Origin of the sequence: Anoxybacillus ayderensis (genome assembly GCF_013761015.1) — a bacterium.
In the GTDB taxonomy this organism is placed as follows: Bacteria; Bacillota; Bacilli; order Bacillales; family Anoxybacillaceae; genus Anoxybacillus; species Anoxybacillus ayderensis.
In genome coordinates, this window is sequence record NZ_JACDUV010000005.1 from 64,378 (window position 1) to 89,324 (window position 24,947).

Below are 24,947 nucleotides of genomic sequence, written 5' to 3' on the forward strand. Positions count from 1 at the left end.
CGTTTTCACCTACAATACTTTTAAAGGTTTCATATAGCTTTGCTTTGTCGGATGAGGCATATAAATCGCTAACGCTTCACCTTGTTCATTAACCATTAACAGACGCTCTGGCATAGAGGATAGAATAGGCAAAAGCGCTCCATGTTTTACTTTTTCCTCTTCTTCCTTACTCATGACATACGTCGGGAAATGAACTAACGCTCGTTCAATCGGTAAAAGTAACGTATGCGCTGTACCAGATGCGACATGCTGTTCAATGTCAGCAAACGCCACGCATTGATCGAGCGTAAACGGTCCTGACGCTGTGCGAACAAGATGTGACATGTGCGCCGGATACCCAAGTCGCTCGCCGATTTGAACAACGAGTGTACGCACGTATGTCCCTTTACTACATGTCACACGAAAACGAAACGATATCCTTTCACCTGTAAATACTTGTCTATCATCTAGAAGGAGCAGTTCAAAAATGTGGACGTTTCGTTTCGGCCGTTCCACGTCAATACCTGCGCGTGCATACTCATATAGTTTTTTTCCATTTACTTTTACTGCGGAATACATCGGTGGAACTTGTTCAATGTCCCCTGTGAGATTAGCAAATACTCGCTCAATGTCATGTCGGAAAATCGGCTGTTCGATCGGTTTTACTGAAACGATGTCACCTGATGCATCTTCTGTTGTCGTCGCTATGCCTAACGTCACTTCCCCTTCATAAGTTTTTCTCTCCGCTGTTAATAGTTCAACGATTTTTGTTGCTTTGCCGATGCAAATGGGCAATACACCACTTACGTCAGGATCAAGCGTTCCTGTATGACCAACTTTTTTCGTTTGGAATAACTTACGAATGCGCATGACGCAGTCGTGTGACGTCATGCCTGCAGGTTTATGTAACAATAACACTCCGTCCATCGCTTCACCTCTAAAATAGCGGAAATGGATAGACGCACGTCTATCCATTATTCTTCTTTATGTTCTTTTTCTTCGGAAATTTGTTTAATTAAACTTTCAATTCGTTGACCGTAATCGATCGTTTCATCAATTTCAAAGTAAATTTCCGGCGTCTTGCGCAAACGAATACGCTGACCAATTTCTGAACGAATAAAGCCCGTTGCTTTCGCTAACCCTTTTAGCGTATTTTTCTTTTGTTCTTCGTCACCAAGAACAGAAATATACACTTTTGCTTGTTGCAAATCACCCGTTACACGAACATCTGTTACGGTAACGAAACCGATGCGTGGGTCTTTTAGTTTGCGTCCGATAATATCGCTTAATTCTTTTTTCATTTGTTCGCCTACACGTGTGGCTCGCAAACTCATTGTCATCACCTCGATTAAAACCACTCGAATGTTGTAACCGTTCGTTCGATTTCTGGAAACGAATCGATAAATTGTAACGCCCGATGTAGCTCTTGTTCCGTCGCCGTTCGCTCGGCTGTAATCGCTACAATCCCTAGCTTCGTTCGTTGCCATACGTTTTGATAATCTACTTCGGCTACTGATATATTATATTTTTGTTTAAGCCGTGTGACAACGCGTTGCAACACGGCTCTTTTTTCTTTCAATGATTGGACGTCGTAAATGATGCATTCACATTCGACGTATCCGATCATTTGCGCTCCACTTCTTGCATCATATATGCTTCAATGACGTCGCCTTCTTTAATGTCATTAAAGTTTTTAATCGTGATCCCGCACTCGTACCCTTGTGCGACTTCTTTTACATCGTCTTTGTAACGTTTTAACGTATCAATTTGTCCTTCGTAAACGACGATGCCTTGACGAATGAGACGGACGCTACTATCGCGCGTAATTTTTCCATCTGTCACATAGCATCCTGCAATTGTACCGACTTTTGATACTTTAAATGTTTGACGCACTTCCGCTTGACCGATCACTTTTTCTTCGTACTCTGGATCAAGCATCCCTTTCATCGCTGCTTCAATTTCTTCAATCACTTTGTAAATGATGCGATGGAGACGAATATCGACCTTTTCTGCTTCCGCGACACGTTTTGCGTTGGCATCTGGACGAACGTTAAAGCCGATGACAATCGCATTTGATGCAGATGCAAGCATAATGTCGTATTCTGTTACCGCGCCGACGCCAGAGTGAATAATCTTGACGCGCACTCCTTCAACTTCGATTTTTTGTAATGCCGCAACGAGCGCTTCTACGGAACCTTGTACGTCCGCTTTGACAATAATATTTAATTCTTTCATTTCGCCTTGCTTAATTTTTTCAAACAAGTCGTCTAAGCTAACGCGCGCTTTTACGCTTCGTTGTTGGGCAATTTGTTTTTGGGCGCGAGCTTCACCAATTTGACGTGCTTTTTTCTCGTCTTCAAACACCATGAAACGATCGCCTGCTTGCGGCACTTCGTTTAATCCAGTAATTTCAACTGGCGTCGATGGTCCCGCTTCTTTTACACGACGCCCAAGGTCGTTCGTCATCGCCCGTACGCGTCCGTACGTATAACCGACAACGATCGGATCACCAACGCGCAACGTTCCTGATTGAACGAGGAGAGTTGCCACCGGACCGCGACCTTTATCGAGCTTCGCTTCAATGACCGTTCCTGTCGCACGACGATTTGGATTTGCTTTTAACTCTTCCATTTCGCTCACAAGCAAAATCATTTCAAGCAAATTGTCAATCCCTTCGCCTGTTAACGCAGATAGTTTACAATAAATTGTATCGCCGCCCCATTCTTCTGGAACGAGCTCATATTCCATTAGCTCTTGCATGACGCGATCTGGATTCGCTGTTGGCTTATCGATTTTATTGACCGCAACAATAATTGGAACCTTTGCCGCTTTCGCATGGTTAATCGCTTCAACCGTTTGCGGCATCACTCCGTCATCTGCTGCGACAACGAGAATGACGATATCTGTCACTTGCGCACCGCGTGCACGCATCGTTGTAAACGCTTCGTGACCAGGTGTATCTAAAAATGTGATTTTTTTGCCGTTTACAACAACTTGATACGCACCGATATGTTGTGTAATACCGCCAGCTTCTTGTTCCGTTACTTTCGTATGGCGAATTGAGTCAAGCAACGTTGTTTTTCCGTGGTCAACGTGTCCCATAATCGTCACAACAGGCGGACGTTCAACTAAATCTTCTGGATGATCAACAATTTCGATCGTCTCAAATTCAGTTTCGTCAATCGTCACTTTTTCTTCTACTTCTACGCCGTAGTCAGAGCAAATGAGCTCGATCGCATCTTTGTCCAAATCTTTGTTAATTGTTGCAATGATGCCGAGCATAAATAGCTTTTTAATAATTTCAGAAGGCTCTTTCCCTAATTTTTTTGCTAACTCTGCGACCGTTAAAGAACCTTCAAATGTAATTTTTTTCGGAAGCTCTTTTTCTTTTTTCTTTTGCACTTCTTGTTGTGGAGCTTGCTGAGGTTTTTGTTTTTTATTTTTTTTGTTATTGAAAATTTTCTTTTCTTTTTGTTGAATTTGCAAGTCGTGTTTTTTCCCTTCGCGATTTTTTACTACTGCTTTTTTGATCGGCACTTTCGTTTGAATGACTTCATCCTCATCTTCTTCAAACTGTTCTAAAACAGGTTTTTTCACAGGTGCCGTCTTTTCTTCTTTTTTCGTTTCTTGTTTTTGTTCTTTTTTGAACGAACGATCTAGCTTTTCGACAACATCCGCTTCAATCATCGTCATATGGTTCGATACGTCGATGTTCATTTCTTTTAATTTATGGATGACATCTTTACTTGACACGTTATGTTTTTTGGCATATTCATATACACGCATTTTTGACATACATTCACCCCCAAAATGTTAGAGCATCGTTTTTAGCTTTTGTGCGAATCCTTCATCTGTAATTGCTACAACGACCCGTGCTCCTTTGCCAATCGCTCCACCTAATTCATAGCGATTGTCTACATAACAAAGCGGAACGCGATAAAACGTACATTTATCGGAAATTTTTTTTCTCGTATTTTCTGACGCATCTTCCGATAAAATGACAAGCTTCACGCGCTGACGCTGAATTTCTTTCACAACGAGCTCTTCTCCCGAAATAACTTTGCGCGCCCGATTCGCTAATCCGAGAAAAGAAGCCCACGGTTTATGATTCATTTGTTTCTCCATTCTCCTTCTCAGCGAGCTGTAATAGCTGTTCGTAAATCGAATCGTCAATAGTCGCTTTCAAATGATGCGCAAGCGTATTTTTCTTTTTCGCAAGCAAAATGCATTCTTTACTTAGCGTAATGTATGCACCGCGTCCCGCTTTTTTTCCTGTCGGGTCAATTGATACGTCGCCTTCTTTTGAACGAACGATGCGAATAAGCTCTTTTTTCGGCTTCATTTCCCCTGTGACAACACATTTGCGCATCGGAATTTTTTTTTGGCATATTATTCCACCTCACTAATCTCCTCTTCGTCAACTTGGAACGATGATGAAGAACGAGGGTAAATACCTAATTGCTCCGCTTCAGACTGACTTTTAATATCAATTTTCCAATTTGTTAATTTCGCTGCTAAACGAGCGTTTTGCCCACGTTTCCCAATGGCAAGCGAAAGTTGATAATCTGGTACGATGACCGTTGTTGCTTTTTCTTCTTCGTTGACGATGACATCAAGCACTTTAGATGGGCTTAACGCATTAGCGACAAATTCAACTGGATCCGCTGACCAACGAACGATGTCGATTTTTTCGCCTTTTAACTCGTTTACGATCGCTTGTACCCGTTGTCCTTTAGGTCCAACACACGCACCAACCGGATCGACTTCTGGGTTATCGGAATGAACAGAAATTTTTGAGCGATCTCCTGCTTCGCGTGCAACCGATTTAATTTCTACCGTACCGTCATAAATTTCTGGTACTTCTAATTCAAACAATCGCTTTAATAAACCTGGATGCGTGCGAGATACGTAAATTTGTGGACCTTTTGTCGTTTTTTCGACTTTTGTAATGTACACTTTAATGCGATCATGTGGCTTATACGTTTCATTCGGCATTTGTTCGCTTACCGGAAGCAACGCCTCAATTTTGCCGAGGCTGACGTAAATAAATTTCGAATCCGTCCGCTGAACAATACCTGTCATAATATCTTCTTCTCGGTCAACAAATTCGGCATAAATGACGCCGCGCTCTGCTTCGCGAACGCGTTGCGTGACGACTTGCTTTGCTGTTTGCGCAGCGATGCGTCCGAAGTTTTTCGGCGTCACTTCAATTTCAACGACATCGCCTACTTGATAATTTGGATTGATTCGCTTCGCTTCATCAAGCGAAATTTCTAAGCGTGAATCGTACACTTCATCGACTACTTCTTTCCGAGCAAATACGCGAATCGTTCCTGTCTCTTGATTAAAATCGACGCGAACGTTTTGCGCCTGATTAAAATTGCGTTTATAAGCGGACACAATAGCCGCCTCAATCGCTTCAATTAACACTTCTTTACTAATGCCTTTATCGCGCTCGAGCGCCGTTAGGGCATCCAACAACTCTGTATTCATGAACCGGTCGTCCCCCTTTAATGTGAATTAAGAGAAAATGACAGCTAGCCGTGCACTAGCTACTTTTTCGTATGGAATGGTCACCATTTTTTTCTTTGTTTTGACTTTTACTTCTACGGTCACCGTTTGACCATCAAATGCAGTTAATAGTCCTTCAAATTCTTTTTGGCCATCGATTGGCTCATACGTTTTCACATAAACGTTTTTCCCAACGGCGCGTTCAAAATCTTTCGCCTTTTTAAGCGGACGTTCTGCTCCCGGTGACGATACTTCTAAAAAATAATTGTGCGGAATCGGATCGATTTCATCAAGCTTTTCACTTAATCGTTCGCTTACGACACCGCATTGATCGATATCAATTCCAGTTGGTGAATCAATAAAGACGCGCAAAAACCAATTCTTTCCTTCTTTCACATATTCAATGTCGACAAGTTCTAACCCCATATCTGTCACGATCGGGGTAACGAGCTCCTCAACGATGTGCGTCACTTTTTTCATGTTGGTCCTCCTAACTGCAAGAAAATCCCTTGCGGTTGGCAAGGAATCTCGAATCAATACGAAAGAGTGGGTTTCCCCACTCTTTTTGTCCATTATCTTTACCATTTCCACTAGAACTATAACATATTGGCAAAAAAATTGCAACTCATTCAAAAGAGTGATAATTGATTGTGATCCGGTAGCGACTGCAAACATCCACGGCTTTCGAGATATTCTAAAATCGTTTTCGATACTTTGCCGCGTTGTTGCAAATCTTCTTTCGATAAAAACTCGCCTTCTTCACGTGCGCGTACAATGCTTTGAGCCACGTTTGTCCCTAGTCCAGGAATCGCATTAAACGGCGGAATAAGCGAATTTCCGTCAATAATAAACTCTGTTGCTTGTGAACGATACAAATCAATATTTTTGAACGAAAATCCTCGTTCGCACATTTCAAGGGCAATTTCAAGCACAGTCAACAAGCTTTTTTCTTTCGGGGACGCATCGAGACCTTTTGCTTGAATTTCTTCAATTCGTTTACGAATCGCAGCAGACCCTTGAATCATCGCATCTAAATCAAAATCTTCTGCACGCACAGTAAAATACGATGCGTAATAAAGAAGCGGATGGTGGACTTTAAAGTACGCGATGCGAACAGCCATGAGCACGTAAGCAGCAGCATGCGCTTTTGGGAACATGTATTTAATTTTTTTACATGATTCAATGTACCATTCTGGCACATCATGTTTGCGCATTTCTTCTTCAAACTCAGGCGTTAACCCTTTCCCTTTTCGAACGGACTCCATAATTTTAAATGCTAACGACGGCTCTAACCCACGATAAATTAAATACACCATAATGTCGTCGCGACATCCAATCACTTCAGATAGCGTACATGTCCCATTTTGAATAAGCTCTTGTGCATTGCCGAGCCAAACGTCCGTTCCATGCGATAACCCGGAAATTTGTACAAGTTCTGAAAATGTTTTCGGTTTTGTTTCTTCTAACATTTGACGAACAAATCTTGTACCGAACTCTGGAATACCAAGCGTTCCGGTGTTACACATAATTTGTTCCGGCGTCACGCCAAGCGATTCCGTGCTACTAAAAATTTTCATCACTTCCGGATCGTCTGTCGGTATCGTCTTCGGATCAATGCCACTTAAATCTTGTAACATCCGAATGACCGTTGGATCATCGTGTCCGAGAATATCGAGTTTTAATAAGTTATCATGAATAGAGTGGAAGTCAAAATGCGTCGTGCGCCATTCCGCGCTCGTATCGTCGGCTGGATATTGAATTGGTGTAAAGTCATAAATATCCATGTAATCTGGCACGACAATAATCCCACCTGGATGTTGCCCTGTCGTTCGTTTCACTCCTGTACATCCTGCAGCTAAACGATCAATTTCCGCCCCGCGCACATGAAGGTTGTGATCGTTTATATACCCTTTGACGAATCCGTATGCCGTTTTGTCAGCGACAGTTCCGATCGTTCCTGCACGATATACGTTATCTTCGCCGAATAACACTTTCGTATAGTTATGCGCTTGCGGTTGATACTCACCCGAAAAGTTTAAATCGATATCTGGCACTTTATCTCCTTTAAACCCTAAAAACGTCTCGAACGGAATATCGTGACCGTCTTTATTGTACCGCGCACCACATTTCGGGCAGTTTTTATCCGGTAGGTCAAATCCTGAGCCGACCGAACCGTCATCGAAAAACTCGGAATGTTTACAGTTCGGACAAACATAATGCGGTGGAAGCGGGTTCACTTCCGTAATCTCCGTCATCGTTGCGACAAACGATGAGCCAACCGAGCCGCGTGAACCGACAAGATATCCGTCATCAAGCGATTTCTTTACAAGTTTATGAGAAATTAAATAAATGACTGCAAACCCGTGACCAATAATGCTTTTTAATTCTTTTTCTAACCGTTTTTCAACGATGTCTGGAAGCGGGTCACCATAAATACTTTTCGCCCGTTCATAGCTCATCCGACGAATTTCTTCGTCCGCTCCTTCAATTTTCGGTGTGTACAATTCATCTTTAATCGGTTTCACTTCTTCGATTAAATGAGCGATTTTTTTCGTATTTGTCACAACAATTTCTTTTGCTTTTTGTTCACCAAGAAACGAAAACGCTTCTAACATTTCGTTTGTCGTACGAAAATGAACGTTTGGCAATTCGTGTCGATTTAACGAATTTCCACCAGATTGTGAATGAATTAAAATTTTGCGATATATTTTATCTTCTCGATTGATGTAATGCACATTTCCAGTCGCGACAACCGGAATGCCGAGCCGTTCGCCAAGTTGCACAATGTTTGTAATAATTTCTTTGAGTGCTGCTTCATCGCGTACGTATTCCATCTCAATAAGCGGCGCATATACTTCTGGCGGATGTACTTCAAGAAAGTCGTAAAACGGTGCAATCGCCTCCGCTTCTTCGATTCCTTTTTGCATCATCGCTTCAAACAGTTCACCTTTATCGCAACCTGATCCGACTAAAATGCCTTCGCGATGTTGTTGCAATACGGAACGTGGGATGCGTGGCACGCGATAAAAATAGTTCACATGTGAAAACGATACGAGTTTAAATAAATTTTTTAAACCGACTTCATTTTGTACAAGCAACGTTGCATGAAACGGTCGGGAACGTTGGAACGCCCCTTGTTCTTTCGATGCTTCGTTTAATTGATCGAGATATTGAATTCCTTTTTCATCAAGTTCTTTCACCAAATGAATAAGTAAATATCCTGTCGCCTCTGCGTCATAAATCGCGCGATGGTGCTGGGTTAATTCAATATTAAATTTTTTACAAAGCGTATTTAAACGATGGTTTTTTAACTCTGGATATAAATAGCGAGCAAGTTCAAGTGTATCAATAACCGGATTCGTTACTTTACCTCGATTCATCTTTTTAAATCCTGCATTTAAAAAACCGATGTCAAACGTCGCATTATGAGCAACGAGCACACAATCATCGATCCAATGATAAAACTTTTCTAACACTTCTTCGACATCTGGCGCATCTTTTAACATGTCATCTGTAATTTTCGTTAATTCGATTGTCGTTGCGGAAAGCGGGTGATGCGGATTCGCAAACGACTCAAAACGGTCGATAATTTCCCCGTTTTTTACTTTGACCGCTGCTAATTCAATAATTGTATCATATACAGCAGAAAGCCCTGTCGTTTCCACGTCAAATACGACAAACGTATCGTCCATTAGCCGCCGATGCGCCTCATTATAAGCGATTGGTACCCCGTCATCGACAATATTTGCTTCTAGTCCATATAAAATTTTTACACCATATTTTTTTCCCGCACTATATGCTTCCGGAAACGATTGAACGACCGCATGATCCGTGACAGCAATTGCTTCATGCCCCCATTTTTTCGCTTGTTCGACAAGCTTTGTAATGGAAGCGACCGCATCCATTTGGCTCATTTGAGTATGAACGTGCAATTCTACCCGTTTTTCTTCCGCTGTATCTTGACGTTCATTCGGTTTCACTTCATTCAAATCGTTCGCAATAAGCACAAGATCGCGCACGAATGTGTCATTTTGCACGCTGCCGCGCACTTTTACCCACATTCCTTTTTTTACACGCTGCATAAGCTCGGCGTCTTCTTTATCGCGTGAGAACATTTTGACAAGAATCGAATTTGTATAGTCCGTTATTTTTAACGTCAATAACGTACGTCCGCTTTTTAGTTCTTTTGCTTCAGCATCAAAAATGTATCCTTGCACAGCGACGCGACGTTCTTCCTCTACAATTTGATCGAGCGGACGAATATGTTCGTCATCTTTAATTTGATAGCCGATCACAAGCGGACCGCTTGTGTCACTTACAGTAGGATCTTCTTGTTTCGGCATTGCTTCCATAAACGCGGCTAACGCTCGTTCTTCATCTTCTTTTTGTTTTTGCGCTAAAAATTGTTCAAACTGCTGCTCGTCGTGTTTTACACTCGCTTCTAACTGCAAGTGCGGAAATCCGAAAGAAACATACGTCGCAGCGAACATTTCCGCAAATCGCTTTTTCAACGCGATCGCTTCTGCTTCATTGCGCGCTTGTACAGTGACTTTCGTCCCTTTTACTTCCGGTTGCTGCTGTGTAAGTAGTGAAAAAAGCGGTGATGTTTGTTGAATCGTGTCAACAAATATTGGCCAGTACGACACGACATCTTCAGCAGTAAACGTTTGATCTTCTACTTCTATCGTGCATTGCACATCGGCAATATGGCGAAATTGTTCGATTAGTCGTTTACGAAACTCGGCATATACGTGCGCTCGTAAAATCGCAGGAAATCGAAAATAAAAGTGCCAACATTTCATTCGTTTATCAACAACAACTTTTTCAATCCGTCCATGCAATAAGTCATCTGCCATATGTGAAGAAAGCTGTAGCTGTTGTAGTAAAATCGAAAATCGTTCTTTTTGTTCTTCTCTCATCGTTGTTCGTTACAAAAAATGTAACGGTACACCTCCCTTTCTTTTTTATACATCGTTTGGGAGCGATAGACGACAGAAAGAGGGGGGATCCCCCTCTCTGCCTATAAGTAACGGCGCAACGTTTCGACTAATTGCGACACGTGTACTTCTTCTGTTTCACCTGTTTTTCGTACTTTTACTTCAACGATTCCTTCATTTGCACGTTTTCCGACCGTCACACGCACAGGTAACCCAATTAAATCGCTGTCAGCAAATTTGACTCCTGGGCGCTCGGCACGATCGTCATACAGCACTTCAAATCCTTCTTGTTGCAAACGTACATACCATTCATCGGCAAGCTCTCGTTGCTCGTCCACTTTTGGATTTACGGAAATTAAGTGAATGTGGAAAGGAGCAACGGCAGTTGGCCATATGAGTCCATGCTCATCGTTATATTGCTCAGCAATTGCCGCAAGCGTACGCGATACACCGATACCATAACAACCCATAATCATCGGTTGCGTACGTCCGTTTTCATCTAAATACGTCGCATTCATCGCTTCGCTATAACGAGTCCCAAGTTTAAATACGTGTCCAACTTCAATTCCGCGCGCAAAACGAATCGTCCCTTTTCCATCTGGTGACGGATCTCCTTCTTGAATGAAACGAACATCTGCGTATTGTGCAGCAAAATCACGATCTGGATTGACCCCTTTATAATGGTAGTGCGCTTCATTCGCTCCACACACACCGTTGACAACCGCTTTTACCGCATGGTCAGCTAAAACGAGGACACCATCACGAACACCAATCGGGCCAAGTGAACCAATCTCACAGTTCATCACGTGCTTCGTTTCTTCTGGCGTTGCCAATTCTACAACAGTTGCTTCTAATATATTTTTTACTTTTACATCATTGACTTCATGATCACCACGCACAAGAACGAGGACATAGCGATCGTCTACTTTAAATAATAACGACTTGATACATTTTTCTTTTGGTACTTGAAGAAATTGGCTCACTTCTTCAATCGAACGTTGTTCTGGTGTATGCACTTTCTCAAGCGGTGCATGCGGTTCATCACTTCGCTCATAAGTCGTAATCACCGGCGCCATTTCAATGTTTGCCGCATAATCAGACGAATCTGAATATGCGATCGTGTCTTCACCAACATCGGATAAAACCATAAATTCATGCGTATCTTTGCCACCCATTGCACCAGAGTCCGCAATGACGGCACGGAAATTTAATCCGCAGCGTCGGAACACGTTCGCATATGCTTCGTACATTTTATTGTACACTTCGTCTAAACTTTCTTGTGAAGCGTGGAATGAATACGCATCTTTCATAATAAATTCGCGACCGCGAAGCAAACCGAAGCGCGGACGTTTTTCATCGCGAAACTTCGTTTGAATTTGATAAAGCGTAAGCGGTAACCGTTTATACGATTTCACTTCATCACGAACGAGCGCCGTAATGACTTCTTCATGTGTCGCACCGAGCGCAAAGTCGCGATCGTGACGATCTTTTAAACGCATTAATTCTGGTCCGTATGAATACCAACGACCTGATTCTTGCCATAATTCCGCTTGTTGAAGCGCTGGCATCAACAGTTCAATAGCACCAGCACGCTCCATTTCCTCGCGAATGATCGCTTCAATTTTTTGCAGCACGCGCTTACCAAGCGGCAAAAAGCTATATACTCCGCTTGCATTTTGGCGAATAAAGCCGGCGCGAAGCAGCAGTTGATGGCTTTTAATTTCCGCATCTGCCGGCACTTCACGTAATGTAGGAATAAACGACATACTTTGTTTCATCTTTTTTAGCACCTCTTACTTCATTTAATTATAAGAAAAATTTTTGAATGTCATTCCATGTAACAACAAGCATAAGCAACATAAGAAGGGCAAAACCGATAAAGTGTACAATGCCTTCTTTTTGACGATCAATCGGTTTTCCACGCAACGCTTCAATCGCAAAAAACGTTAACCGTCCTCCATCGAGCGCCGGAAGTGGAAGCAAGTTGATAATGCCTAAGTTAATGCTTAAAATCGCTCCCCATTTCATTAAGTAATACACGCCGGATTGAGCGACTTTATGAGTCGAAACAGCAATGCCAACAGGTCCGGACAACATATCAAAAGAAAATTTCCCCGTCAATAAATGACCTAATCCAACGATGATTTCTTTTGTCCAATAGTACGTCTCTAACGCCCCTTGTTTGATCGCTCCGACAAACGACTTTTCCATCGGTCCATACACACCGATGAGACCGATCGTCTCACCTTCGATCGTTTTCTTTTCTGGTGTGACGGTGAGATCAATGATTTGACCGTTGCGATTTACTTGAAATTGAAGCGGTTTTTCTGGGCTTTTTCGAATGATTGTCACAACATCTGTCCAAGAAGACATCGGCTGTCCATTAATCGACATGACGACATCCCCTTGTTGTAGCCCAGCTTGACGTGCAGCACCATCCTCTGTCAATTCACCAATCACTGGTTTATCAACCGGATAACCTTGCAACAGTCCGATAAGAATGAAAATGACAAGCGCTAAAATAAAATTCATCAACGGACCAGCAAAAATGGCCATCGCGCGCTGTCCGAGCGTTTTAGAACCAAATTGACGATCGTACGGCGCAATTTGCACTTCTTCTCGATCGATGACGATGTAAGCAGGATCGCTTAATTCAAAGCGTTGTAAACGCTCATCATCGCCTTCATATCCTTCAATATATAACTCATGTTCAAAATCAGCGCGTTCTACTTCAATGATTTTCGCATCGGGATATTCGTCTTTATGATTGACGATCACTTTTTTCACTTTCCCGTCTTCATGAAACAATAAGCCGACAACTTGACCGCGCTTCACGTCAATCATTTCTGGATCTTCACCGGCCATGCGCACAAAACCGCCAAGCGGGAGCAAACGAATCGTATATGTCGTTTCTCCTTTTTTCATCGAAAACACTTTCGGACCGAATCCAATCGCAAATTCGCGACATAAAATACCTGCTCGCTTTGCGAAAATGAAGTGCCCTAATTCATGAAAAAACACAAGCGCACCAAAAATGACAATAAAAGCAATAACCGTTTCCAACGTTTCAACCACCTTTTACATGTGTAGTGATTTTACATATTGTCTCGTTTCACGATCGACTTCGCGAATCGTCTCAAGATCTGGATGAGCAATCGGCACGTGCCGCTCCATCGCTTGTTCAATGCATTGTTCAATCGCTAAAAACGATATTCGTCCAGCTAAAAAGGCTGCCACCGCTTCTTCATTCGCTGCATTTAATACGGTCGGCATCGTTCCACCTATGTTTCCTGCCTCATAAGCAAATTGTAAACAACGGAACCGGTTCATGTCCACTTTTTGAAAATGCAACGTGGCTACTTGTGCTAAGTTCAGTCGTTCGATATGTAGCGGAAAACGATCCGGATACGTTAGCGCATATTGAATCGGTACGCGCATATCTGGCGTTCCAAGCTGAGCAATCACGCTTCCGTCATGAAATTGCACCATAGAATGAATGATGCTTTCTTTATGTAAAAGAACGTCAATTTGTTCGTACGGTAGGTGGAACAACCAATGTGCTTCGATCACTTCAAGCCCTTTATTCATCATCGTTGCGGAGTCGATCGTAATTTTTGCTCCCATCGACCAATTCGGATGTTTTAGCGCTTCTTCCACCGTGACATGTTCTAGCTGCTCGCGCGTGCGATCGCGAAAACTGCCGCCGGATGCCGTCAAAATAATACATTCGATATTTTTTTGTTGCTCTCCTTGTAAACATTGGAAAATAGCGGAATGTTCACTGTCCACAGGCAAAATCGACACACCGTAATCGATCGCGTGCTTCATAACGAGATGGCCTGCGGTAACTAACGTTTCTTTATTAGCTAGCGCAATTGTTTTTTTCGCCTCAATCGCTTTTAACGTAGGCACTAGTCCAACGCTTCCTACTACCGCATTGACGACAATGTCAGCTTCTTGAACGGTCGCCACTTCAATGAGCCCATCTTCACCTGAAACGATGCGCACTCGCCCAATATATTCGCTCTGCAACATGTCGGCATCTTCTTTTTGGGCAACACATACAACTTTTGGTGAAAATTGTTCAATGATCATTCTTGCCTGTTCTATATTTCGTCCAGCTGAAAAAGCAACGAGACGAAACGCATCGCGATGAGCACGAATGACTTCTAACGTTTGCATTCCAATCGAGCCCGTCGCACCTAATAAACTAATTGCTCGCAAGCTGTCCACTCCTTTTTAAACAATGAGGTAAAACAAATATAAAATTGGTAAAATAAACAACAAACTATCAAAGCGATCTAAAATGCCGCCATGCCCCGGCAAAATAGCACCTGAATCTTTTACTCCATAATGCCGTTTAAACGCCGACTCCACTAAGTCACCGAGTTGACCGAAAACGGACAAAACGACTGTCGCGATCAGTAACATCGGAAAAGATGGAGCAAACGGTGATAACCACTCATAAGCACTGACAACAAAAAGTGCACATAAAATGCCTCCAACAGCACCTTCAACTGTTTTGTTCGGGCTAATGTGCTCCCACAGTTTTCGTTTTCCAAGCGCTCGACCAATAAAGTACGCTCCGCTATCCGTTGCCCAAATTAAAAAGAGCGCATAAAAAATATACGACAACCCTGCTTCGCGCACGTGAAAAAACGAATAAAACCCAACCCCTACATATAGTAAAGAAGCAATCATAAACCCAACATCATCAAACGTAAACGCATTTTTGGATATGACCGTATAAATGAGCAACAAAAAGAGTCCGATGATGAGGATCCATATGTTTATCATATGTTCATACGGATATAAAAAGAGCCATAATACAAGAAAACTAACGATGCTTGGAAACGAAAAAAGCGACATTTTTTTCATGCGAATAAGTTCAAATAAACCAACCGTAGCGAGTATATACGTTAAGACTAAAAATGGCCATCCGCCATATATGACGATCGGTAAAAAGACTGAAGCTGCAATAATTGCTGTCACAATTCTTTGTTTCATATGAAATTATACGCCTCCAAATCGGCGGCTACGTTGCTGAAATTCATGTACCGCCTGTAAAAAGTGTTGTTCTGTGAAGTCTGGCCATAATACATCTGTAAACCAAAACTCTGTATATGCTAATTGCCAAAGCATAAAGTTACTTAAACGAATTTCCCCGCTTGTGCGAATAAGCAAATCAGGATCAGGCAAATCGTTTGTCATTAAATAAGAATGAAACAACTGTTCATCGACATCGTTTGCTTGAATCGCTCCGTTTTGTACATCGTCAACAAGTTTTTGAACCGCATGTACAATTTCTGCACGGCTTCCGTAGTTTAAGGCAAAGTTTAAAATTAAACCGGTATTTTGTTTCGTCTGTTCGATCGCCTGATCGACTGCACGTAACGTATGTAAAGGTAGTTGGTCTTTATGTCCCATGACGCGCACTTGTACATTTTCTGCAATTAACTCGGGCAAAAATGTCGTTAAAAACTGTTCAGGAAGCTGCATTAAATAATCTACTTCTGTTTTCGGTCGTTTCCAATTTTCTGTTGAAAATGCATATAACGTTAACACTTTCACACCTAGTTCGTTGGCAAAGCGCGTAATTTTTCGCACCGTTTGCATACCTTCGTAATGTCCAGCCATCCGTGGCAATGCACGTCTTTTCGCCCATCGTCCGTTTCCGTCCATAATGATCGCCACATGCGCAGGAATCGGTCCTTGTAAAACGGTTTCTTTTGAATACGCTTCTTCTTTGTTTTTCCATCTTTTCATCTTTTCAAACATAAGCGCATGTCCTCCAGCTTTGATCGATCGTAATTAGGCTGTGCGCCCTATTTCGTAATTATAACAAAAAACCCTCTATAAACATAGAGGGACTTATACTTCCATTACTTCTTTCTCTTTTTCTTTCGTAATCGCATCGATTTTTGCGATATGATCGTCTGTTAGTTTTTGAATATCTTCTGTATAACCGCGCAATTCATCTTCAGTAATTTCACCGTTTTTCTCTAGCTTTTTCAACTCGTCGTTTGCATCGCGACGAATGTTGCGCACAGCGACTTTTGCTTCTTCAGCATATTTTTTCACAAGCTTAACGAGTTCACGGCGGCGCTCTTCAGTAAGCGGTGGAATCGCAATGCGAATGACTGAACCGTCGTTTGAAGGTGTTAAACCTAAATCTGATGCTAAAATCGCCTTTTCGATTTCTTTCAATACAGATTTGTCATACGGTTGAATGACAAGCAGGCGCGCTTCAGGCACTTGAATGCCGGCTAATTGAATAATTGGAGTTGGCATGCCGTAGTAATCGACTGTAATTTTTTCTAATAATGCAGGATTCGCACGACCTGCACGAATCGTTGCAAGTTCACGTGAAAAAGCTTGAACCGCTTTATCCATCTTTTCTTTCGCGTTCGTTAATACTTGCATGTTATTTCCCCCTTACAATTGTTCCGATATTTTCACCTAATACAGCACGTTTAATATTTCCTTCTTCCATAATGGAGAAAACAATGAGTGGAATATCGTTATCCATACATAGCGATGAAGCAGTCGAGTCCATGACGCCTAATCCTTGTTTAATGACATCTAAATAAGAGAGTTCATCATATTTGACTGCGTTTTTGTCCACTTTTGGATCGGCGCTATATACACCGTCTACGTTGTTTTTCGCCATTAAAATGACATCCGCTTCAATTTCTGCAGCACGAAGCGCGGCTGTCGTATCTGTTGAAAAGTACGGGTTTCCTGTTCCTGCTGCAAAAATGACGACACGTTTTTTCTCTAAGTGACGAATCGCTCTTCTTCGAATGTACGGCTCGGCTACTTGGCGCATTTCAATCGACGTTTGCACACGCGTTTGTACACCGAGCTGCTCTAAGCTATCTTGCAGCGCGAGCGAGTTCATCACCGTTGCTAACATTCCCATGTAATCAGCTGTGGCGCGGTCCATCCCCATTTCGCTACCAATTTTTCCACGCCAAATGTTTCCGCCCCCAACGACAACGGCAACTTCGACTCCTAGTTCTGCCACTTCTTTTACTTGTTGAGCGATCGATTTAATGACAGACGGATTAATTCCAAATCCTTGCTCTCCCGCTAACGCTTCACCGCTTAGTTTTAAAACGACACGTTTATACTTTGGACTTTCCATTGTAAACCTCCATACCGTTCTTTAAAAATAGGGAACACATATGTGTTCCCTATTTGTCTTCATTACTTACGAACTTGGCTCATAACTTCTTCAGCAAAGTTATCTTGGCGCTTTTCAATACCTTCGCCTACTTCGTAACGGATGAAGCTTTTCACAGTTGCACCATTAGACTCTACAAATTGACGCACTTTCACATCTGGATTTTTCACGAAGCTTTGCTCAAGTAAGCAAATGTCTTCAAAGAATTTGCCTAAACGGCCTTCAACCATTTTTTCAACGATATTTTCAGGCTTTCCTTCATTTAATGCTTGTTGTTTTAACACTTCGCGCTCGCGAGCGATTTCATCTGCAGATACTTCATCGCGAGAAACGTATTTTGGATTAATTGCCGCGATGTGCATCGCTACATCTTTCGCAACGTCGCTATTTGTTGTACCTTCTAATACAGTTAATACAGCAATGCGACCACCCATGTGTAAGTACGCACCGAATGCAGCGTTGTCTCCTTTTTCAACAACCGCAAAGCGACGTAATGTAATTTTTTCACCAATTTTAGCGATCGCTGCATTAATGTGTTCTTCTACTGTCGCACCGTTATCCATTTTTTGTTGTAAAGCTTCTTCGACTGTTGCAGGTTTATGTTTTAATAAATGGTCAGCTAATTCTTTTACTAATGTTTTAAACCCTTCGTTTTTCGCAACGAAGTCTGTTTCAGAGTTTACTTCTAAAATCACTGCTGTATTTTCATCTACTTCGATTAACGTTGTTCCTTCCGCTGCGATACGATCTGCTTTCTTCGCTGCTTTCGCCATTCCTTTTTCACGAAGCCAGTCGATCGCTTTTTCCATATCACCGTTTGTTTCTGTTAATGCTTTTTTGCAGTCCATCATTCCTGCACCTGTTTTTTCGCGCAATTCTTTTACCATTTGAGCAGTAATTGCCATGTCAAACATCCTCCTTTTTTATGTGCGAAATCGTATGTACACAAACCGAAACGGTTTGTATGCTTAGTATGCCCGATTTTCTTAAAAAAAGGTGATAAAAGGCTTCCCCCTCTTATCACCTTTCACATGTTTACTCAGCTGTGACAACCGCTTCTTCGCCTTGTTTTGCTTCTAAAATCGCATCCGCAATTTTAGCTGTAAGAAGCTTCACAGCGCGAATCGCATCGTCGTTCGCAGGAATGACGTAGTCGATTTCGTCTGGATCGCAGTTTGTATCCACGATTCCGATGATCGGAATGTTTAATTTACGAGCTTCTGCAACGGCAATGCGCTCTTTGCGTGGGTCGATAACAAATAACGCATCTGGCAATTCTTTCATTTCTTTAATACCGCCTAAAAACTTTTCAAGACGCTCTAATTCTTTCTTTAGTTTTACCACTTCTTTTTTAGGCAATACATCGAATGTGCCGTCTTCAGCCATTCTTTCGATCTCTTTTAAACGTTTAATACGTTTTTGGATCGTTGCAAAGTTTGTTAACGTCCCACCTAACCAACGTTGGTTTACGTAGAACATGCCAGAACGTTCTGCTTCTTCTTTCACAGAATCTTGCGCTTGTTTTTTCGTACCAACGAATAAAATTTTGCCGCCGTTTGCCGCAAGTTCTTTGACGAAGTTGTACGCTTCTTCTACTTTTTTCACTGTTTTTTGCAAGTCAATGATGTAAATACCATTGCGCTCAGTGAAAATGTATTTTTTCATTTTTGGGTTCCAACGACGTGTTTGATGCCCGAAGTGAACCCCTGCTTCAAGCAACTGTTTCATTGAAATAACAGACATCTTTCATCCTCCTAGATGGTTTTTTTCCTCCGCTCACGTCATTTTTAAGCAAGACTGCAAAGCAGCACCGTTGCTTAAATCGATGAGCGTGTGTATTCACACCAAATAGAACTATATCATAATTAAAAAGCACATTCAACTACTTTTGGTGAAATTTAAGCAAAAGCTCTATTTCTGTCTTCCCACGCTTCAATGCTTTCGCGATTTCATCCATTGTTTTTCCTTGTTGTTGAAGTTTTAACGCTTCTGAAATGAGCGACTCGAGCGACGGCTCTTCCTTCGGCGAAGTTGTTGATAATTCCACTCGGTCAACAACGTCGTCAACTGGAAGTCGCACTTGTTCGTCTCGAAATAGGGGAGAGGCTTCTTTTTTCTTTTGACGAACGGCCGATGATGTCATTTGTTTAACAAATCGTTCGTTTTCCTCTTTAAACTGCATTAAATATGTCGTCATCATCGTTTCCATTTCGCGAATTAGCTCCGCTTGCTCTCTTTCTGTCTCTTTAATTTTTGCCCATTTTAATGATAAAAGAATAATGAGAAAAAGCGAGACACCATGCAGAACGAAGCTGATCAACCATAAAAACGTCGTCATATCATCCCTCTTATCCGATAAAATCAATATGTGTTCCTTTGTAAGGATGTTTACTTTTTTCTTTTTTCTCAGACTGTTTTTTCCACTTCGCGCGTTCGCTTTGTTCCGCTCTCGTCACTTGTTGCCGAATGCGCTCATCTTGTTTTTTCATTTCTGTTGCAAGCTGTTGCTGAGCAAGCTGTCCGTATTGTTGCATATGTTCTTGCCATTTTCCGAGCTCATGCGTTTTCGGCAACGCCACTTGTAACTCGACTAATTTTAAACTCATGTTCTCACTTCCTTCATAAAGTGATGAAGGACTGTCATATCGCTTGCTCAATCAGTTTGCGCATTTTAAATAAGGCTTTTGCGTGAATTTGGGAAATTCGTGACGTGGACAGTCCCATAATATGTCCGATTTCTGTAAACGTCAATTCTTCTTTGTAAAATAAACTAATGACTAGCTGTTCTTTTTCATTTAGCTGTTGAATGATATTCGCTAATTGCGCAATTTGTTCTTCACGCAACATATGTTCTTCGGGCGACAGAGATCGATCATCGCGAATCGTAAATGACGGTTGATCGTCGTCATCATCAAACGGTCGCTCATCTAAAGATAAAACATTGGCGAAAAACTGTTCGCTCATCACCGCATACACTTCATCTTCTGAAATGTTTAATGCTTCCGCCACTTCTTTAGCGCTGACATCACGCATGTAAGTTTGTTGCAACTGCTCAATTGTTGCTTCTATTTTTTTCGCCTTGTCTCGTACGCTGCGCGGAAGCCAATCTTCTTTGCGCAATCCGTCTAAAATCGCGCCACGAATGCGAAAGGAAGCATACGTATCAAATTTTAAATCGCGTGAAGGATCGAACTTTTCTAGCGCATCATATAAGCCAAGTAGCGCTAAACTTTTTAAATCTTCTCTTTTCACGCTTTTCGGAAGGGATGAAGCAATACGTTGCACATGATAATCGACAAGTGGCATATATTTTTCAATCAGTTGATCGCAAGCCTCGCGATCGCGAGCATCAATCCACTTTTGCCAGCATTGCTCAATCATATCATCCCCCCTAAATGTTAACGTTCATTTACTTTTCTTCCTGCCTCAATAGTTGCCGAATATACTCTGCTACTTTTTGTTGCTCTTCTTCGTTTAAATTTTCAATCATCTGTTCCACTTCGATTTCATCTGATGATGTGAACGACATGTTTTGTGTCGATACATCTTTTTGAATAAACGCCATCATCCAACGAATGATAAATGCAAAAACAAAGAAAATAACAAATGCGATCAACGCACGTATCATAGATGTCGATACACTATTTTGCAATAATGAAGAAAAAAAAGCGACGATACAGCCAAATAAGGCAAACATCACGTTAAATTTCCATGTACTAGCCATTACATTTCCCGTACCCCTTGATTTACTGTTCGAATGAGCAACATGCCTGTTTTCGGATGAAATTCAATCGTTCGTCCACTACTCCCTCCGACGTCTTCAGCAACGATTGGGATGCGAAAACGTTGAAGCTGCTCACGAACAGCCTCAACGTTGCGCGGTCCGATGCGCATCATATCTGTCGTACCTGTACGAAACTGAAACATTTGCGCACCGCCAGCCATTTTTGCCTTCAAATGACCATTTCTTCCCCCCGCCCCAATGACTCGGCGCACTAACTCTTCAATCGCAGTGTCGGCATATTTTGCTACATTCATGTTTTCGGATTTTGCTAACGATGAGTCAGGGAGCATGACATGCGCCATCCCTGCCACTTCTTTTGCTAAATCATACACAACGACACCGACGCAAGAGCCAAGTCCACATGTACGAATGACATGTGGTGCCTTTACTACATTCATGTCAGCAATTCCTACTTTTACTACTTGAACAATTTCACTCATCATGTTCCACACCTAAAGCCCGAAAAATAATGTGAAATGATTCAGGGTCAGGGAGTAGGAAAAAGTGTCCGTTTACACGGTCATCAGGCTGATGTTCTTCATGAATGGCTGTATCAACGACAATGACATGATCGCCAACGCGCGACATTTCAATTAATCCATAGCTTAAAATCGCACCAATCATATCAATGCTAAGCGCCGGAACAGATGGATATAAATTTAAATGAGTAAAATCTGACAAAGACGATAAATACGAACCGGCTAAAATGTTGCCTAGCTCTTGCAACGCAGATAGCGACAATTCGGAACAATCTTGCTCTAGTTTAAACTGTTCATCGCCAATCATTTGCTGAATAAACCGCTCCGCTTGTTCAATAGATAATACGAAAAACATATTCCCTGGCGCATCTCCTTCAATGCGCAAGAAAACAGCGGCGACGACATTGTCAGCTCCTCCAACAATATCCATCATTTCATCAAATGAAATGATGCGCACATCCGGAATCGTCATTTCAATTTTTTTATTTAACAGCTTTGATAACGCTGTCGCTGCGTGACCCGCACCAATATTTCCAATCTCTTTTAGTATGTCCATATGGACGGCATCCATCCGTTCAAAATATGACATGGACGATTTATCCTTTCTCTGTTTTTAATACTTTTTCTAAGTTTAATAAAATGAATAGTCGTTTTCCAATTTTCACGACACCGTTAATATATTCCGCTGTTGTTGTATCCACTACCTCTGGTGGCGGTTCAATCGCTTCTGTTGAAATATCAACGACATCGTTTGCCGCATCAACAATTAAACCGACTTCCATATCATCGAGCGCAACGATAATGACGCGCGTATGGTCAGAAAACTCGGCTTCCTCTAAACCGAAACGCATGCGCAAGTCAATAATCGGTGTTACAACGCCGCGCAAATTAATGACGCCTTTCACATACTTCGGAACGCGAGGAACGCGCGTAATATGTTGAATTTTTTCAATTGAACGTACTTGTTGAACTGGAATGGCATATTCTTCGTCTTTTAATTGAAATACAATCACTTTCAGCTCAGCCACATTATATTCCCCCTCTCGCTTGTCCCTACTTAATGAGCGCATTGCAGTCAATAATGAGCGCCACTTGTCCGTCACCTAAAATGGTCGCTCCAGAAATCGCAAACACGGACGTTAAGTAGTTGCCAAGCGATTTTAACACCACTTCTTGTTGACCAATAAACGAATCGACGACAAGTCCAGCCATTTTTTCACCTTTCCGCACCATGACGACCGATAAGAAATCGTCTTCTTCCTTGACGACAGGCACTTCAAAAATATCTTTTAAGAATAAAAGCGGAACAACTTTTCCACGGAAATCAATGACTTTTTGGTTATGAGCATGTAAAATATCTTCTTTCTTCACAATAGCCGTTTCGATAATAGATGACAGTGGAATTGCATATTTTTCCTTTTGAATTTCAACTAACATGACAGAAATAATAGATAGTGTAAGCGGTAGTTGAATCGAAAAGACGGAGCCGACTCCTTCCTCTGAATCAATTGATACCGAACCACCAAGCGATTCGATCGTGCTTTTGACAACATCTAAGCCGACACCACGCCCAGAAATATCAGATACTTTATCTGCTGTCGAAAAACCTGACGCAAAAATAAGCTCATATACTTGTTTATCCGTTAAATTCGCCGCATTTTGTTCGGAGATAATCCCTTTACTAATCGCTTTTCTCAACACTTTTTCACGGCTAATGCCTGCACCGTCATCTTCAATTTCAATAAATACATGGTTGCCGCTATGATACGCTTTTAACTTGACTGTCCCCTCTTCCGGCTTTCCTTTCGCACGGCGCACATCTGGCGTTTCAATACCGTGGTCGATTGCATTGCGCAATAAGTGAACGAGCGGATCGCCGATCTCATCAATCACCGTGCGATCAAGCTCCGTTTCTGCTCCGATAATTTCAAGGTTAATTTTCTTTCCTAAATCGCGAGCTAATTGACGAACCATGCGCGGGAAGCGGTTAAATACCGTTTCAACAGGGACCATGCGCATATTTAAAATGATGTTTTGCAAATCGCCTGAAATGCGTGACATACGTTCAACCGTTTCGTGTAATTCTGGGTTGTTTAGCTCGCGTGAAATTTGTTCCAATCGACCGCGATCAATGACGAGCTCTTCGAACAAATTCATTAATATATCGAGCCGCTCAATATTTACGCGAATCGTTTTATTACTCACTTGCTTTCCCGTTTGCTTTTCTTCTTGTGCTTCTTGTTTTTTCTCGACTGTTTGTTCAACCGTTTTTGTTTCTTCTTTTTGTTCCTTTTTCTGCTCTTCTTTTTGTTCGACCGTGTTTTCAGATCTATGTAAATCAACCGGCTGAACGTTTACTTCTTCTACCTCGGACACTTTCATAATGCGTTTTTGTAACTCATCTTGTGATACTTTTGTCACAACTGTCACGACAAATTGATCGTCAAATTGTTCCGCTTCAAGCATTTCTACTGACGGAACAGATTTGATTACTTCACCAATTTGTTCAATGACTTCAAAAATCATAAATACACGAGCGGCCTTTAATAAGCAGTCGGAACGCAATTTTACGCTCACTTCGTAGCTATGAAATCCTTGCTCAGCTGACTGTTTTAAAATGGTGTATTCAAATTCATCGTACGTTTGTTCTTGGATTGCATTGCTTTTTTGTGGAGCGACAACGACTTCTCCTTTTTCGATTTGTTTTAACTGCGCAACAACGGCTGTAACGTCACGCTTTCCATCCCCACCTTCTGCAATGGAAACAACCATCGCTTCTAAATCGTCAACGGCACGGAAAATGACATCAAGCAACTCAGGTGTCACCGCAATTTTCCCATTGCGAATGCCATCAAGCACATTTTCCATTTGGTGTGTTAAATTCGCTAAGTCCTCAAATCCCATCGTCGCTGACATCCCTTTTAACGTGTGGGCAGAACGGAAAATTTCATTGACGATCGACACGTCATCTGGATTTTTTTCAAGCTCTAACAATTGTTCGTTAATCGTTTGTAAATGTTCTTTACTTTCATCAATAAACACTTCGAGGTATTGATTCATGTCCATTGTTC

The 24,947-nt window shown here is 41.9% G+C and carries 26 protein-coding genes; all 26 read right to left on the reverse strand.

Features of this window, described 5'->3' with window-relative positions:
- Positions 1 to 9 precede the first annotated feature (9 nt).
- On the reverse strand, positions 10 to 906 hold the full coding sequence (gene truB, locus HNR63_RS08455) for a tRNA pseudouridine(55) synthase TruB (protein ID WP_181520446.1): 897 nt from the start codon (positions 904 to 906) through the stop codon (positions 10 to 12).
- A gap of 47 nt (positions 907 to 953) precedes the next feature.
- Complete coding sequence (rbfA, locus tag HNR63_RS08460) at positions 954 to 1,313, reverse strand: 30S ribosome-binding factor RbfA (protein WP_003394813.1); 360 nt, start codon at positions 1,311 to 1,313, stop codon at positions 954 to 956.
- Between the two features lie 14 nt (positions 1,314 to 1,327).
- Positions 1,328 to 1,606 carry a DUF503 domain-containing protein gene (locus HNR63_RS08465; RefSeq protein ID WP_003394815.1) on the reverse strand — a complete coding sequence of 93 codons (279 nt, stop codon included), beginning with the start codon at positions 1,604 to 1,606 and terminating at the stop codon, positions 1,328 to 1,330.
- Positions 1,603 to 3,774 carry a translation initiation factor IF-2 gene (infB, locus tag HNR63_RS08470; protein WP_181520447.1) on the reverse strand — a complete coding sequence of 724 codons (2,172 nt, stop codon included), beginning with the start codon at positions 3,772 to 3,774 and terminating at the stop codon, positions 1,603 to 1,605. Before infB ends, HNR63_RS08465 begins: the two co-directional genes overlap by 4 nt.
- 18 nt (positions 3,775 to 3,792) lie before the next feature.
- Positions 3,793 to 4,092 carry a YlxQ family RNA-binding protein gene (locus tag HNR63_RS08475; protein ID WP_021094175.1) on the reverse strand — a complete coding sequence of 100 codons (300 nt, stop codon included), beginning with the start codon at positions 4,090 to 4,092 and terminating at the stop codon, positions 3,793 to 3,795.
- Complete coding sequence (gene rnpM / locus HNR63_RS08480) at positions 4,082 to 4,372, reverse strand: RNase P modulator RnpM (protein ID WP_181520530.1); 291 nt, start codon at positions 4,370 to 4,372, stop codon at positions 4,082 to 4,084. Before rnpM ends, HNR63_RS08475 begins: the two co-directional genes overlap by 11 nt.
- On the reverse strand, positions 4,369 to 5,472 hold the full coding sequence (nusA, locus tag HNR63_RS08485) for a transcription termination factor NusA (protein WP_006322329.1): 1,104 nt from the start codon (positions 5,470 to 5,472) through the stop codon (positions 4,369 to 4,371). Before nusA ends, rnpM begins: the two co-directional genes overlap by 4 nt.
- Positions 5,473 to 5,499: 27 nt before the next feature.
- Entirely contained in the window at positions 5,500 to 5,970 is a 471-nt protein-coding gene (gene rimP, locus HNR63_RS08490) for a ribosome maturation factor RimP (RefSeq protein WP_021094177.1), read from the reverse strand.
- Positions 5,971 to 6,119: 149 nt separating this feature from the next.
- The gene (locus HNR63_RS08495) at positions 6,120 to 10,409 is read right to left on the reverse strand and encodes a PolC-type DNA polymerase III (RefSeq protein WP_085788887.1); all 4,290 of its coding nucleotides are present in this window, start codon (positions 10,407 to 10,409) and stop codon (positions 6,120 to 6,122) included.
- Positions 10,410 to 10,510: 101 nt separating this feature from the next.
- Positions 10,511 to 12,205 carry a proline--tRNA ligase gene (locus HNR63_RS08500; RefSeq protein ID WP_181520448.1) on the reverse strand — a complete coding sequence of 565 codons (1,695 nt, stop codon included), beginning with the start codon at positions 12,203 to 12,205 and terminating at the stop codon, positions 10,511 to 10,513.
- A 28-nt stretch (positions 12,206 to 12,233) separates the two neighbouring features.
- Positions 12,234 to 13,490 (reverse strand): RIP metalloprotease RseP, encoded by a 1,257-nt coding sequence (gene rseP / locus HNR63_RS08505; RefSeq protein ID WP_042533887.1) that lies wholly within the window; start codon positions 13,488 to 13,490, stop codon positions 12,234 to 12,236.
- Between the two features lie 15 nt (positions 13,491 to 13,505).
- A complete protein-coding gene (dxr, locus tag HNR63_RS08510) occupies positions 13,506 to 14,651 on the reverse strand; it encodes a 1-deoxy-D-xylulose-5-phosphate reductoisomerase (RefSeq protein ID WP_220127464.1) in 1,146 nt (381 codons plus the stop codon).
- A gap of 15 nt (positions 14,652 to 14,666) precedes the next feature.
- The gene (locus HNR63_RS08515) at positions 14,667 to 15,434 is read right to left on the reverse strand and encodes a phosphatidate cytidylyltransferase (protein WP_181520450.1); all 768 of its coding nucleotides are present in this window, start codon (positions 15,432 to 15,434) and stop codon (positions 14,667 to 14,669) included.
- 6 nt (positions 15,435 to 15,440) lie between these two features.
- Positions 15,441 to 16,205, reverse strand: a complete 765-nt coding sequence (gene uppS / locus HNR63_RS08520) for an undecaprenyl pyrophosphate synthase (RefSeq protein WP_181520451.1) — start codon at positions 16,203 to 16,205, stop codon at positions 15,441 to 15,443.
- A 93-nt stretch (positions 16,206 to 16,298) separates the two neighbouring features.
- A complete protein-coding gene (gene frr / locus HNR63_RS08525; protein ID WP_009732918.1) occupies positions 16,299 to 16,850 on the reverse strand; it encodes a ribosome recycling factor in 552 nt (183 codons plus the stop codon).
- Between the two features lies 1 nt (position 16,851).
- Entirely contained in the window at positions 16,852 to 17,574 is a 723-nt protein-coding gene (gene pyrH / locus HNR63_RS08530) for a UMP kinase (protein WP_021094184.1), read from the reverse strand.
- Positions 17,575 to 17,636: 62 nt separating this feature from the next.
- The gene (gene tsf / locus HNR63_RS08535) at positions 17,637 to 18,518 is read right to left on the reverse strand and encodes a translation elongation factor Ts (RefSeq protein WP_021094185.1); all 882 of its coding nucleotides are present in this window, start codon (positions 18,516 to 18,518) and stop codon (positions 17,637 to 17,639) included.
- A 130-nt stretch (positions 18,519 to 18,648) separates the two neighbouring features.
- Entirely contained in the window at positions 18,649 to 19,356 is a 708-nt protein-coding gene (gene rpsB / locus HNR63_RS08540; protein WP_021094186.1) for a 30S ribosomal protein S2, read from the reverse strand.
- Positions 19,357 to 19,495: 139 nt separating this feature from the next.
- Entirely contained in the window at positions 19,496 to 19,951 is a 456-nt protein-coding gene (locus tag HNR63_RS08545) for a hypothetical protein (RefSeq protein WP_021094187.1), read from the reverse strand.
- A gap of 10 nt (positions 19,952 to 19,961) precedes the next feature.
- Entirely contained in the window at positions 19,962 to 20,219 is a 258-nt protein-coding gene (locus HNR63_RS08550) for a hypothetical protein (RefSeq protein ID WP_021094188.1), read from the reverse strand.
- A 34-nt stretch (positions 20,220 to 20,253) separates the two neighbouring features.
- Complete coding sequence (locus tag HNR63_RS08555) at positions 20,254 to 20,994, reverse strand: FliA/WhiG family RNA polymerase sigma factor (protein ID WP_042533880.1); 741 nt, start codon at positions 20,992 to 20,994, stop codon at positions 20,254 to 20,256.
- Positions 20,995 to 21,022: 28 nt separating this feature from the next.
- Positions 21,023 to 21,337, reverse strand: a complete 315-nt coding sequence (locus HNR63_RS08560) for a hypothetical protein (protein ID WP_021094190.1) — start codon at positions 21,335 to 21,337, stop codon at positions 21,023 to 21,025.
- Positions 21,337 to 21,837: a chemotaxis protein CheD gene (locus HNR63_RS08565; RefSeq protein ID WP_035062979.1), complete on the reverse strand. Its 501-nt coding sequence runs from the start codon at positions 21,835 to 21,837 to the stop codon at positions 21,337 to 21,339. Before HNR63_RS08565 ends, HNR63_RS08560 begins: the two co-directional genes overlap by 1 nt.
- Entirely contained in the window at positions 21,830 to 22,465 is a 636-nt protein-coding gene (locus HNR63_RS08570; protein ID WP_042894103.1) for a chemotaxis protein CheC, read from the reverse strand. Before HNR63_RS08570 ends, HNR63_RS08565 begins: the two co-directional genes overlap by 8 nt.
- 7 nt (positions 22,466 to 22,472) lie before the next feature.
- Entirely contained in the window at positions 22,473 to 22,904 is a 432-nt protein-coding gene (locus tag HNR63_RS08575; RefSeq protein ID WP_085789629.1) for a chemotaxis protein CheW, read from the reverse strand.
- 25 nt (positions 22,905 to 22,929) lie between these two features.
- The gene (locus HNR63_RS08580) at positions 22,930 to 24,942 is read right to left on the reverse strand and encodes a chemotaxis protein CheA (protein WP_042894100.1); all 2,013 of its coding nucleotides are present in this window, start codon (positions 24,940 to 24,942) and stop codon (positions 22,930 to 22,932) included.
- Positions 24,943 to 24,947 lie beyond the last annotated feature (5 nt).